The 13,070-nt window shown below is 71.0% G+C and carries 9 protein-coding genes; 5 read left to right on the top strand and 4 right to left on the bottom strand.

The features are described 5' to 3' along the window. The first annotated feature begins 194 nt into the window (after nt 1-194). Both NM961_RS02825 and NM961_RS02820 read left to right on the top strand, forming a co-directional pair. Nucleotides 195-1,424 carry a polysaccharide biosynthesis protein gene (locus NM961_RS02825; RefSeq protein ID WP_255911040.1) on the top strand — a complete coding sequence of 410 codons (1,230 nt, stop codon included), beginning with the start codon at nt 195-197 and terminating at the stop codon, nt 1,422-1,424. Then, nucleotides 1,417-3,447, top strand: a complete 2,031-nt coding sequence (locus NM961_RS02820; protein WP_255911038.1) for a glycosyltransferase family 2 protein — start codon at nt 1,417-1,419, stop codon at nt 3,445-3,447. The genes NM961_RS02825 and NM961_RS02820 overlap by 8 nt, the downstream gene beginning before the upstream one ends. 21 nt (nt 3,448-3,468) lie before the next feature. Here the strand turns inward: NM961_RS02820 and NM961_RS02815 are convergent, their stop codons facing one another. The 4 genes from NM961_RS02815 to NM961_RS02800 all read right to left on the bottom strand — a co-directional run bounded on the left by NM961_RS02815 (nt 3,469) and on the right by NM961_RS02800 (nt 7,859). After that, nucleotides 3,469-3,981: a nuclear transport factor 2 family protein gene (locus NM961_RS02815; RefSeq protein WP_255911036.1), complete on the bottom strand. Its 513-nt coding sequence runs from the start codon at nt 3,979-3,981 to the stop codon at nt 3,469-3,471. A 2-nt stretch (nt 3,982-3,983) separates the two neighbouring features. Then, nucleotides 3,984-5,375 carry a multicopper oxidase family protein gene (locus NM961_RS02810; RefSeq protein ID WP_255911033.1) on the bottom strand — a complete coding sequence of 464 codons (1,392 nt, stop codon included), beginning with the start codon at nt 5,373-5,375 and terminating at the stop codon, nt 3,984-3,986. Continuing rightward, nucleotides 5,372-7,366, bottom strand: coding sequence for a TolC family protein (locus NM961_RS02805; protein ID WP_255911031.1), 1,995 nt, complete (start codon nt 7,364-7,366; stop codon nt 5,372-5,374). Before NM961_RS02805 ends, NM961_RS02810 begins: the two co-directional genes overlap by 4 nt. 124 nt (nt 7,367-7,490) lie before the next feature. Next, a complete protein-coding gene (locus NM961_RS02800) occupies nt 7,491-7,859 on the bottom strand; it encodes a CopL family metal-binding regulatory protein (protein WP_255911029.1) in 369 nt (122 codons plus the stop codon). 222 nt (nt 7,860-8,081) lie between these two features. Between NM961_RS02800 and NM961_RS23925 the strand changes: the two genes are divergently transcribed. From NM961_RS23925 to pgaB, 3 genes are all read left to right on the top strand, one after another. After that, complete coding sequence (locus tag NM961_RS23925; RefSeq protein ID WP_343231899.1) at nt 8,082-8,441, top strand: cation transporter; 360 nt, start codon at nt 8,082-8,084, stop codon at nt 8,439-8,441. 447 nt (nt 8,442-8,888) lie between these two features. Beyond that, nucleotides 8,889-11,201, top strand: coding sequence for a poly-beta-1,6 N-acetyl-D-glucosamine export porin PgaA (pgaA, locus tag NM961_RS02790; protein ID WP_255911027.1), 2,313 nt, complete (start codon nt 8,889-8,891; stop codon nt 11,199-11,201). Nucleotides 11,202-11,209: 8 nt separating this feature from the next. Further along, nucleotides 11,210-13,069 carry a poly-beta-1,6-N-acetyl-D-glucosamine N-deacetylase PgaB gene (pgaB, locus tag NM961_RS02785; RefSeq protein ID WP_255911025.1) on the top strand — a complete coding sequence of 620 codons (1,860 nt, stop codon included), beginning with the start codon at nt 11,210-11,212 and terminating at the stop codon, nt 13,067-13,069. Nucleotide 13,070: the final 1 nt, after the last annotated feature.

Here is a 13,070-nt window from a genome sequence, read left to right as displayed (position 1 = left end):
GCACGCCAGGCCATGGTAGCGAAATAATTTCCGGCGCCTCGGCCTGTACGGTTACGAATGGTTTCTCTGGGTGAAAATACTGCCCGGCCGGGAAGGAAGGACGTGCACGTTGGCTGGCGGGGAAAGCGGCGGCGCCGCGGGGAGGAAGGTTTGCCAAGACGCAATGCAACGCGCGGCGCGGCCGGCGGCAGCGCATGAACGCCATCGCGCCGCGCCGGCAGCTGGCGCTGAATCTGCTCGCCAATTACGGCCAGCTGCTGCTGATGGCGGCGGTGACCGTATTTCTGCTGCCGCTGTATCTGCGCCTGCTGGGTCCGGCACAGTGGGGCCTGGTGGCGCAGTGCCTGGCCCTGCAAGGCCTGCTGTTCGCGCTGGAGCTGGCCCTGGGGCCGCCGCTGCTGCGCGATCTCGCGGCGGCGCCGGAGCGGGCGCCGGCGGTTTTCGGCGCCTATCTGCGCAGCTATCTGCGGCTGGCGCTGCCGCTATTCGTGGCGGGACAGGCGCTGCTGGCGCTGTATCCGCCGGACGCGGCCCTGGCCTGGCCATTGCGCCTGGCCCTGGTGCAATGGCTGTTCCAGTTCTGCAACGGCGCCGCGCTGGGCTACTGGAACGGCCTGCAGCGCCATGGCGAGGCAAATCGCCGCCTGGCCCTGGCGCTGCTGTGCAAGCACGCGCTGGCCCTGCTGCTGATTACCCAATGGCAAGCCAGCGCCGTGGCCTGGCTGCTGCCGTTCGTGCTGATCGGCCTGGTCGAGCTGGTGCTGAACCTGCGCGCGGTGCGGGCGCAGGCGCCGGCCGCGCCCGCGGCAACCGCGTATGCCGCGGGCCGCGCCGTCGCCGCGTATGCGCCGGCAGCGGCGCTGGGCCTGCTCACCGGCCAGGTCGACCGGCTGGTGCTGGCGGTGCTGCTGCCGGCGGCCGACTACGGCCGCTATTTCCTCGCCGCCACGGTGGTGCTGTCGCTGCTGCAGTTACAGATGCCCATACAGCGCGCGTTCCTGCCGCGCCTGGCCGCGGCGGCCGCGCCGCGCCGGGAGCTGCGGGCCATGCTGCGGGCTTCGCTGCTGTTGGTGGTTGTGCCCAGCCTGCTGCTGGCGTCGCTCGCACCGCCGCTGCTGCGGCTGTGGCTGCACGATGCGGCTACCGCCGCAGTACTGGCTGCGCCGCTGCGCCTGATGCTGCTGGGCGTGGCCGCGCTGGCGATCTATGCGCCGTTCGGCGCCTGGCTGCTGGCGCAGCGCCGCCACCGCCGCCTTGCGCTGATCAACGGCCTGACCCTGGCGCTGCAACTGGCCGTGCTGCTGAGACTGACCCCGTCGCTGGGGTTCACGGCCGGCGCGCTGGCCTGGCTGGTCTGCGGCCTGGTGCAGCTGGCCTTCGTGCCCTGGACAGGGCTGCCGCGGGTGGAGCCGGCGCATGACTGAAGCGCCGCTGCTCGCCGTCTCGGTGCTGAACTGGAATACGCCGCAGGCGACGCTGGACTGCCTGGCGTCGCTGTATTCCTCCACGTATGAAAACTTCCGCGTCATCGTGGTCGACAATGCCTCGGCCGACGACAGCGCCGCGCGCATCGCCGCGGCGTTTCCGGCGGTACGGCTGATCGTCAACGCGGAAAATCGGGGTTATGCCGGCGGCCATGCCGCTGCCCTGCGCCAGGCGCAGGAATGGGGCGCGGCCGCGCTGCTGCTGCTCAACAGCGATGCCGAGGTCGAGGCGCAGACCCTGCACGAACTCATGGCCGCCTGGCGCGAACATGGCGACGCGCTCTACGGCGGCGCACCGCTGTGCCGGCGCGGCGACGCGGTTGTGTTGAATTTTCCGCAGAAATATCTGCAGCCTGACGGCCGGCCGCGGCCGTGGCGGCGCGACCGGGCGGTGCCGTGGAGCCCGCGCTGGAATGCGGCGCAGGCCTGCCGCGTCGGCGCGGCCGCGGGCAGCTGCCTGCTGCTGCCGCTGGCGTTGGTGCAGAAACACGGCTGGCTGGACGGCGCCTGGTTCCTCTACTGCGAGGAAATCGACTACTGCTATCGCCTGCGCGACGCCGGCGTGGCCAGCTGGCTGGTGCCGCGCGCGCGCCTGTGGCACGCCGGCGGCGGCAGCCAGCGCGACTGGCCGGCGCTGCGCGACGGCATGTACTACTACCACGCGCGCAACGAGATCGAACTGGCGCGGCGGCATGCGGGGACTGGCGTCGCCGCGCTGGTAGCGCTCAAGAAACTGGGACGTGCGCTGCTGCTGGCGCCGCGGCGGCCGGCACGGGCGGCCTGTCTGCTGCGCGGCGTCTTCGACGTGCTGCGCGGACGCATGGGCAAGGTCGTCGCGCCGGAGGCGCTGCTGCCCGCACGCCGGGCGGTGCCCGCGCAGGACGGCGGGCGGCCCGCGCCCGCGGCGCCGGGTGGCGCTGCGTCATCGGATGACGGCGCGGCCGCTGCCGCCGAGGCTGCGCTGTCGCGGTTGCGGCGTTCGGCCCTGCGCGGCGCGCTGCGGCGCCGGTGGCTTGCGCTGTGGCCGGGCTCGCGCACCGCCGGCGCGGTAGCTGAGCCTGCCGGCGCATCCTGGCTGATCTATGCCGCCCGGCCCGCGCCGTTCCTGCGCGAATACCACGACTACTGCGTCGCCCTGTTCCGCCTGGCGCTGCGGCGGCGCACGCAGGCTCTGCGCCTGTGCTTCGGCGACGTTGTTGAAAATGACGTTTCTTCTACAAGGCAGGCGCACCGCATCGCCTTCCAGTGGGAACACACCCTGGTCCGCCCCGGCGGCCGCGACAGCGCCGGCGCGGTGGCGGGCACCGTGCCCACGGGGCGCGGCGAGGAACGCTATCTGGTGCGCATCGCCGGGCTGGAGCGCCTGCTGCAAGCCGCTGCGGTAATCGATTACAGCCGGCAGAACCTGGCCCATATCGCCGCCGGCGGCCGGCACGGCGACTACCTCGCGCGCTGTGTGGCCATCGCTCCGCTGCTGTATGCGCCGGATTTCGCCGCCGCGGCGCGTCCGCTGCCGCTGCTGGCCACCTTCGCCGATCCGCGCCAGCCGCGCCGCGCCGTGCTGCTGCGCCAGGCGCGCGCACGGAGCCTGCCGCTGCGCAACGTCCGCGGCATCTGGGACGGCGCCGGCGTGGGCGCGCTGTACCGCGCCAGCCGCGTCCTGCTCAACGTGCACCAGACCGGCGATCACCACACCCTGGAAGAGCTGCGCGTGCTGCCGGCCTTGCTCAAGGGCGTGATCGTGGTCAGCGAAGATGTGCCGCTGCGCGAGGCGGTGCCTTATCACGAATTCATTGTGTGGGCGGCTTACGACGATCTGCTGGAAACGGCGCGCGGCGTGCTCGACGATTATGCCGCCGTGCATGCGCGCCTGTTCGGCGACGGCCGCCTGCAGCGGCTGATCGCGCAGCTGCAGGCGGACAATGCCGCGGCGGTGGAGCAGGTGCTGCGGCGGCTGGGCTGAGTTCCTGCCGCGGCGCGCCGTTCAGGGCGCGGGCTTCAGCTCGCGCGAGGACCAGTGGATATGCACGATGCGCCAGCCCTGCGGCGTGTTCTTCAGCACCAGGGTTTCCAGGCTGGCGAGCTTGACCGGCTTGCCCTGGCGTTCGGTCTGCACTTCCGATTCGCTGGCCACCCAGGCCAGCTCGCCGGCGACCTCGGCCTTGCGCGATTTCACCGTGGCCTGGGCCGTGCGGGCATAGCTCATGTCGGCGGCGAGGTGGCTGGCGGCGTACTCGTCGCGGCTGCGTTCCACATGGCCGGCCTCGTAGATCTGCACGGCCGGGTCCAGCAGCTGCAGTGCGGCCTCGCCCTGGCCGCGCTGCAGCGCATTGTGGAACTGTTCCGCCACGGCGGCCGCGGCCGTGGCCGCCGGATCGGGCAGGGCGGGCGCGGCCGGCTGTTCCACCCGCGGCTCCGTCGCCGCGGCGGCCGCGGCGAACAGGACGGTGGCCAGGATCAGGGCGGCGCGGATCGGCCGTGGCGGTGCGGTTTGCATGATCAGTCTCCGTGTTTGCCGTGGCCGGAATGATCCATGGGCGGCGCTGCCGGCGTCGCGGGACGCGCGGCTGCCTTGCCGTAAGGATCACGCCGCTGCGGCTGGCCGAAATCCGGATCGCTGCTGACGCGGCGCGCGATCTGGTCCTTGGGATAACGGTACCAGCCTGGATCGCCGTAGTCGTCTGCCGCCTGATCGTCGCGCACCTTGACCACGGTGAACATGCCGCCCATCTCGATCGGGCCGAACTGGCCCTGGCCGGCCATCATGGGCAAGGTGTTCTCCGGCCCCTGCATGCCCATGGCGACATGCTCGCTGTGCTCGGACATGCCGTCCTTGCCCATGGCCATGTAGCCCGGCAGCAGCTTGCGTATGCGCGCTTCCACGCCGCGCTGGTCCACGCCGACGGTGTTGGGGATCTCGTGACCCATGGGGCCCATGGTGTGATGGGCCATGTGGCAGTGCAGGGCCCAGTCGCCGGGCTCGGTGGCGACGAATTCCAGATCGCGCATCTGGCCCACGCCGACGATCTCGGTCACTTCGCGCCGCCACTGCGCCCGCGGCCAGCGGCCGGCGTCCGAACCCGTGACCCAGAACGGGTTGCTGTGCATGTGGATGGGGTGGTTCCACATCGACAGGTTGCCTATGCGCAGGCGCAGGCGCTCGCCGGTGCGCATCACGACGGGGTCGATGGCCGGGAATACGCGCGAATTGAAGGTCCATAGGTCGAAGTCCTGCATCACCGACGGATCCGGCCGGTAGGTGCCCGGATGCAGCGCCCAGTTGTGCAGCAGGAAGGCGTAGTCGCGGTCGATGGGTTCTTCCTCGCCGTCCTTGGGATGGATGATGAACAGGCCCATCATGCCGAACGCCATCTGGGTCATTTCGTCGGCATGCGGGTGGTACATGTGGGTGCCGTGCTGTTTCAGTGTGTACTCGTATACATAGGTCTCGCCGGGCTCGATGCGCGGCTGGTTCAGGCCGCTGATGCCGTCGAAGCCGTTGGGCAGGTCTATGCCGTGCCAGTGCACGGTAGTGCCTTCCTTGAGCCGGTTGGTGACGAAGATGCGCACGCGGTCGCCTTCGACGGCCTCGATGGTCGGCCCCGGCGTGGTGCCGTTGTAGCCCCAGCAGCGCGCGCGCGCGCCGGGGGCGAATTCGTGCTCGATCTCCTCGGCGACGAGGTGGAATTCCTTTACCCCGTTGTTCATGCGGTAAGGCAGGGTCCAGCCGTTGAGCGTGCGCACGGGCCGGTAGCCCTGGGCGCTGCGGCCCTGGCGCCGCGGCAGCGCATCGCCGCCGGGCTGGGCCTGCAGCGGCCGCGCCGCGGCGGCGGCGATCAGGCCGGCGCCACCGGCGCCCATCAGTTGCAGCAGTTCGCGTCGGGTGGTCATGGCTGGGCTCCGTGGGGCGGCTGGGCGGCGTTGTGGTCGCCGTGGTTGTGGTGCTGGCTGTGGTCGTCGGCGGCTTCTGGTTTCTTGTTGCCGGTGTTCTGGCGGCTGCTGTGGTCGCCGTGGCCTGCGTCGTTGCCGTCGCTGTTTCGGTTGCTGTGACCGGAGTGGTTTTCGTGGCTGCTGCCGGTGCTTTCGTTCCTGGGGCCGGCCGGATTCGCAGGGAGCGGCTGCTTGCCGTGATCGCCATGGCCTTCGTGGCCGTTGCCGGCTTCGTCGTCCTGGCCGTCACGGTGCTTGCTGTGGTCTTGCGCGGTGCCGCTCTGCTTCTGATGGGCGCTGTGATCCTGCGACTCGTGGCTCCGCATCTGGTGAGTGCTGTGATCCTGCGACTCGCCGCTCTGCCCCTGATGCGCGCTGTGATCGCCGGCATCCTGCGATTTGCCGTCGGCAGGCTCCTGCGTGCCGCGGCCCGCATGGCCGCCGCCGGCACCATCCTGCTGCGGCTTGCCGTGTGCGCTGTGGTCCTGCGCCTTGTCGTTGATCTGGCCGTGGTTGCCATGTCCGCCGTGTCCGCTGCCGGCCCCGGCCGCCGGCTGCAGCACGGATTCCACGCCCAGCGCGCGGGTGCGCGCTGCCGCGGTGCTGGGCAGCTCCGCGCCTACCGCGCGGGCCAGTTCCACCCGGGCCTGCCAGTAGTCGCGCACGGCCAGCAGATAGCCCTGGTAGGCGTCGTATTCCTGCTGCCGCGCCAGCAGCAGTTCAAACGCGCCGATCAGCATGTAGTTGAAGCGTTCCAGCTCGCGCTGCACCACGGCCTCGCGCTGCGGCACCAGGGCGTCGCGGTAATCGGCGACGATGGCGCGCTGGGCGGCGACCTGTTCCACGCCCAGGCGCACGGCGTTGTCCACGCCGAGTTGCAGCTGCGCCAGGCTGGCGCGGCCCTGTTCCAGCTGGGCTTCGGCGCGGGCGATGGCGGCCTGGCCCTGGTTGAACAGCGGGATCGCCAGGGTCAGGGTGGGGCCGCGCGAACGGCTGCCGTCGCTTTCCTTCTCGCGTTCATAGCCGACCTCCACGTTGCCCAGCAGACGCCAGCGCCGCACCAGTTTCAGCGCCTGGTCCAGCAATTCCACGTCGCGCCGGGCGGCGGCGAGATCCAGCCGCTGCTGCTGCGCCAGGGCGAGCAGGCCGGCGGCCTCGTCCTCGGTTTCCACCGGCGCCAGCAGCGGCAGGTCCAGCCGCCAGCGCGCGGCTTCGGCGCCGGACAGCCCCATGCGTGTGTTCAGCGCCAGCCGCGCGCGCTGGGCCTCGGCCCGGGCGGCGGCAGCGGCGATGCGCGCCTGGCTCGCGGCGGCCTGTTCCAGCTTGAGCTGCAGCGCGCTGATATTGCCGGCGTCGTGGAAACGCCTGGCCAGCTCGGCCGAGGCGTCCGCCGCCTCGGCCACGGCCGCACGCATGGCGGCGACCTGTTCGGCACCGGCGGCGGCGTACCAGTCCGAGGCGGTGTCGGCGGCCAGATCAAACAGCGCCTGGGCGATCAGCAGCTGGCTGCGCTCGTATTCGCCGGCGGCGAACTGGCGGCGCGAGGACAACAGCAGCAGGTCGCTGAGCGGCAGGCTGACGCCGGTGGTGATCTTGGCCGGGCCCTGCTCCTTGCTTGAAGCGATGGAGAAGCCGGGGTTGCCTATGCGGCTGGCTTCGACCACCGCAGCCTGGGCGATGCCCAGTTCGGCGTAATGGCTGGCGATGGCCGGATTGCGCAGCTGGGCCAGCTGGAAGGCGCTCAGCGGTGTGAGCGGTTGTGCCAGCAGCTCGGCGGCGCGGGCGTCGATAACCGCGGCGGACGGGTCGGCACGCCATTGGAACGGCGTGCTCAGGCGCGGCTGCAGCAGCTGTTCGACATTGGCTGCGCCTTCGCGGCGCGACACGGCGACACAGCCGGACAGCAGCGCCAGCGCAGCCGCCAGCGGCAACGGCAGATATCGGGTTTGCATGATCGTGCTCGTGTGTGGGCAGGCCCGCGCCCTCTTGCGACGGCGGACGCGGACCCGCGGGGAACCATGCGCCGCGGCGCGGCGCGTTTCCACTGCGGCGGCGGCAAATGCGCCGCGGAGACGATCAGGCTATGGGCGGACGCAGCGCCACCGCGCTGCGCAGACTGGCGTAGTCCACGCCATCGCGTCCGCCAACGGCGCCGGCCTGCGGCGCCAGCGCGGGCAGGCCGACTTCGGGCACCTGCAGCGAGAACAGCACCGCGCAGAGGCAGTGGCCGCGCTTGCAGCAGTCGGGATGGGCGGGGGAATCGGGCGCGCCCTGCCGGGCCTGCTTTGCCAGCGCCGTATCGGCGGCATCGCCATGACAGGGGACGGCGGCTTCGGCCTGCATCTGCGCATCCGCAGGCACCGGCGCCGCCATCGCAACGGGCACAAGAAACCCGTTCAGGCAGAGCACGACAGCAAGCAGGATCTTGAGCGCGGTACGCAGCACAAACGGTCCGGATAGCGAAAGGCGGCGCATAGACTGCGGGGTGTGGGCGGAAGTTTCAAGCGCGGGGAGTCGAAATTCGGGATGTGAAACTGGTCGTTGAGCGGGAAAGATTGAGGCGCGAAGTTCTCGACTTCAAATCCGAATCCCGAATATCGAATCCCTTCGCTTGACCTTGCCACGATGGGAAGGATCAGGCTGCACTCCTGACCGACAGGAGTACCCATGAGCCCCACTGATTCCGTCATACCGCGGCAAGCCCTGCATCTGGACATTACCCGCATGTCCTGCGCCGGGCGGGTGGAGCGTGCGCTGCGCGTGCCCGGCGTTACCGATGCGGCGGTGAACCTGGCCGGCGAGCAGGCCACCGTGCGCGCGGGCGGGGTTTCGCGCTCAAGGAGATCGAACACCTGCTCGGCCTGCGGACGACCGGCGCCGCTCCAGTGCCCTGGTCAAGCGCCTGGCCCTGGCGCATGTGCAGGCGCTGGACGAGAAGCTCGCGCAGCTGCAGGCCCGCCGCAGCCTGGCGGATCTGGCGCACAACTGCCATGGCGATGCGCGGCCGGATTGTCCCATTCTGGATGATCTGGCGGGCTGAGCGTTGCCGACTGGCTGGTGCGTCGGGATTCGGGATTGCGGGCGGGAATTTGCGTTGCTGCGGTGCGGGCCGCTCGCTCGCGCGGACGCTGCGGCCGCAGGCGCACGTCGCCGTATGGGCGATTCGCATCGCCGCGCCGATGTTTCTGCCGCGCTGATGGACTAACGCACATTGTTTGCCGCGCGTACGCACGATGCGCCGCGGAAGTCATGGAACTAGTTACAAGATACACACTAGTTTGCGATTGGTAAGGCTTGTTTGCTTGCCGCCCCGCGGCGGCGCTGCCTAGGCTGCGCGCCGACAATTGGCCCGCGTGCTGCTGAACCCGGTACGCAGGAATCGGGGGGAATTTGGTGACGACAGGAAGTGCCGCCGGGCGCTTGCGCCGGAGTGCGGCCGCCAGCGCCTTGCTGGCCTGCGCAGTCTGTACGGCAATGGATGCGCAGGCCGCGCCCGCGGATGCCGGCGCGGAACTGCCGCAGCTGCGCGCGCAGCTGCAACGCCGTCCGGACGACGCCGCGCTGCGCGGCGCGGCGGTCATGGCGGCCCATCGTGCGGGCGAGGATGCGTATGCGCTGTCCCTGCTGCCGCCGCAGGCGCCGGAATCGTGGCCGGCTGCTGTGCGGCTGGCCGCGGCGCGGGCGGCGCGCAACCGGGGCCAGTACGCGGTTGCCGCTGCCTGGTTCGACGCGGCGCTGCAGCGCCAGCCGGATCTGACGGCCGCGGCCGCCGGCGCCGCGATGAGCCTGGCCGAGGCCGGCGATGCGGAGGCCGCCAACGCGCGCGCCGATGCGCTGTTGCAGGGACAGGCCGGTGCCGACGTGCTGCTGGCCGCGGCCTATGTGCGCCAGCGCAGCGGCCGTACGGCGGATGCGCTGGATCTCTACCAGCGCGCCCAGCGGCTGCAGGCCGATTCCGCCGAAGCCGCCGCCGGCGTGCGCGCGGCGCTGGCCGACCTCGGCGCGACCCAGGCCGCGCTGGCGCAGGGTCCGCTCAGCGACGCCGAACGCGACCGCCTGCATACCGACCGCGCCGCCCAGGCCATACGCTGGGCGCTGTACCTGCCGGAAAACCGCGCCGACGAACTGGCCGAAGCGCGCGATGCGCTGGCCCGGGCCGAGGCCAACCTGGTCACGCTGAGCGCGGATGCGGTGGAGCAGCGCCGGCGTGCGCGCCTGGACCGCGTACTCGCGCTGCGCCAGCTCGAACGCATGCAGGAAACAGTGGTGGCCGCCGAAGCCCTGCTGCACGAAGGCGTGGAACTGCCGTCCTACGTGCAGGTGGCCTATGCCGACGCCTTGCTTTATCTGCGCCGGCCGCGCGCGGCGATCACGCAGTACCAGGCCGCGCTGGCGGCGCAGCCGCGCCAGACCGATGTCGAGTTGTCGCTGATGTACGCCCAGCTCGAAGCCGAGGATTTCGCCGCGGCGCGCCGCACCGTCGAGGCGGCTATCGCGCACAACCCGCCGTGGACGCGCTCGCCCGGCGCGGCCCAGCCGCTGGCCAACGGCGAGCGCGCCCGCGCCGAGATCAGCCTGGCCCTGCTGCTTTCCTTCGGCGACGATCTGGAACAGGCCCAGGCGCGGCTGGAAGCCCTGGCCGTCGAGGCGCCGGCACGGGCCGACCTGCAGCGCGAACTTGCCACGATCTACCTGCGCCGCGGCTGGCCTGAGCGCGCCCTGCGCCAGTACCGCCTTGCGCGCAGCCTGGATGAGGAAAGCCTGGCTCTGCGCCTGGATCTGCTCGGCGCCGAGCGCGCGCTGGGCCACTACGAGCGCATCGACGCGCCGCTGCGCGAGATCGAGGCCGCTGTGCCGGCCAACCGCCACGTGCAGCGCCAGCGCGAGGAATGGGACGCCTTCCGCGGCTGGCAGCTGGATCTGGGCGCGCGCCGTGCCCAGGGCGACAGCGCCGTATTCGGCAACCGCGAACAGGGCGGGGAATTCAGTCTGGCCACGCCGCTGATCGGCGATTTCTGGCGCGTCTATGCGCAGGCGCAGAAGCAGGACGCCGATATTCCCGAAGGCACGGTGGCCTACGAGCGCAACGGCCTGGGCCTGCGCTACGACCATGCCGGCGTGGATCTGCGTGCTGCCTGGTTCACGCCGCAAGACGGCCATTCGCAGCGCGATGCGTTCGAGACCGCGCTGCGCTGGCGCGTCTCCGATCGCTGGTGGCTGGGCGCACAGACCAGCAGCGCCAGCCGCGATGCGCCGCTGCGCGGCCGCTACTACGGCATCACCGCGCGCTCCTATGCGCTGGGCGGCGGCTGGCAGCGCAATGAGCGCAGCGATCTCAGCCTGCACCTGGCGCGGCTGGATTTCAGCGACGGCAACCAGCGCGACAGCGCCGCGCTGGCCTGGCGCGAGCAGGTCATCACGCAGCCGCATCTGAAGCTGGATCTGCATGGCGAGTTCGCCGCTTCGCGCAATAGCCTGGCCGGCGGGCCGTATTTCAATCCGGAGCGCGACCGCATGGGCCTGCTCGGCGGCGTGCTCGACTGGATGAGCTGGCGCCGCTACGAAAACCGCTGGAACCAGCGCCTGGGCGTCTGGGCCGGCCGCTACTGGCAGCAGGATTACGGCAGCAGCAGCGTGCTGCGCCTGAACTACGAACACGAGTGGCAGTGGGGACCGTCCTGGTCGCTGCGCTACGGCCTGGCTTGGTTCCGCCAGGCCTACGACGGCCGCAGCGAGACCCGCCGCGAAGTATTCGCCGCGCTGCATTGGGGCGGCCTGCCATGGTGATGCCCGCAATGGCGATGCCTGCCCTGATGAAGCGTGTCCTGCTCGCCCTGCTGCTGCTGGCGCTGAGCCTGCCCGCCGCGGCGCTGACGGTTCTGTCCTATCACGACGTGCGCGATGCGGTCGACGGCAATGTCGATGCGGACCGCGAGGCGATCAGCACGCGCCATCTGGTCGATCATTTTGAATGGCTGCGGGCGCAGGGCTACAGCGTGGTCAGCCTGGACCAGGTCATCGCCGCGCGCGCCGGCCGCGGCACGCTGCCGCAGAAATCCGTGCTGCTGACCTTCGACGACGGCCTGGTCAGTGCCACCACGCGCGTGCTGCCGCTGCTGCGCGCGTACCGCTATCCGGCCGTGGTGGCGGTGGTTGGGCGCTGGCTGGACCTGGCGCCGGGAGAAACGGTGGAATACGCCGGCAGCAAGCATGTGCGCGCGGAATTTCTCAGCCCGCAGCAACTGCGCGAGCTGGCCGGTTCCGGCCTGGTCGACGTGGTTTCGCACAGCTACGACCTGCACCGGGCCGTGCCGGCCAATGCACTGGGCGGACAGCAGCCGGCGGCGACCACGCGCATCTGGAGCGCCGCCGGCTACGAAACCGAAGCCGCGCTGCGCCAGCGCCTGCATGACGATCTTGCGCGCAGTGCGCAGCAGATCCGCGCGTTGACCGGCACATCGCCGCGGGCGGTGGTGTGGCCCTACGGCGCGCACAGCCGGGTCGGCGAGGAAATCGCCGCGACGCTGGGCATGGAAGTCTCTTTCAGCCTGGCCGGCCAGCAGCCGGCCGGGGACGCATCGATTGCGCGCATCCTGCTCAGCGCCAATCCGGATTCCGCCGGCCTGGCCAATGAGCTGCGCCGTCCGCTGCGGCGCGGGCCGGTGCGCGCGGTGCAGATCGATCTGGACGCGGTCTACGACGCCGACGCGGCCCAATTGGAACGCAATCTCGACGCGCTGCTGGAGCGCGTGCGCCGGCTCGGCGTCAATCAGGTGTGGCTGCAGGCTTTCGCCGATCCCGACGGCGACGGCGCCGCCGCTGCGGTGTATTTCCCCAACCGCCACCTGCCGCTGCGCGCCGACCTGTATTCGCGCGTAGCCTGGCAGCTGCGCACGCGCACCGGCGTGGAAGTATTCGCCTGGATGCCGGTACTGGGCTTCGTACTGCCCGACGCGGTGCAGCAGCAGCGGCTGCAGATTGCGCCGCCGCGTGCGCACGGGCCGCAGGATCCGCCGCGGCTGGATCCGTTCCTGGCCGAAAGCCGCCAGCTGATCGGTGATATGTACGAGGACCTCGCCGCCAGCGGCTATGCCGCCGGCGTGCTGTTCGGCGACGACGCGGTGCTGCGCGACGACGACGCGCTGGCCGCCGCCGCGCCGCCGCCGGGCCGGGCACGCACCGATGCGCTGATTGCCTTCACCCAGGAACTGCTGCGCCGCGCCGGTACCTGGCGTCCCGGCCTGAAAAGCGCGCGCAACCTGTTTGCCGGGCCGGTACTGGACGAAGCCGATGAATTGCACAGTGCGCACAGTGCGGCGCGCTTCCTCGCCAGCTACGACCAGGTCGCGCTGATGAGCATGCCGTGGCTGGAGCAGGCGGCCGATGCGGATGCCTGGCTGGCAGGCCTGGCCGAAGCGGCGCTGCGTCTGCCCGGCGCCGCCGACCGCCTGGTGTTCGAGCTGCAGGCGCGCGACTGGCGCGGCACGCCACGGGCGATCCCGGCCGATACCCTGGTACGCCAGCTGCATCGGCTGCAGCAGGCGGGCGCGCGTCACCTGGCCTATTACTCCGACGATTTCCTGCGCGACGAACCGCCGCTGGAAACCGTGCGCCGCGCGATTTCCGCGGCCGATCACCCTTACCGGCGGCCCTGAG

Origin of the sequence: Tahibacter harae, from assembly GCF_024437735.1 — a bacterium.
Taxonomy (GTDB): Bacteria; Pseudomonadota; Gammaproteobacteria; order Xanthomonadales; family Rhodanobacteraceae; genus Tahibacter; species Tahibacter harae.
This window is presented reverse-complemented; position numbering and strand designations above follow the sequence as displayed.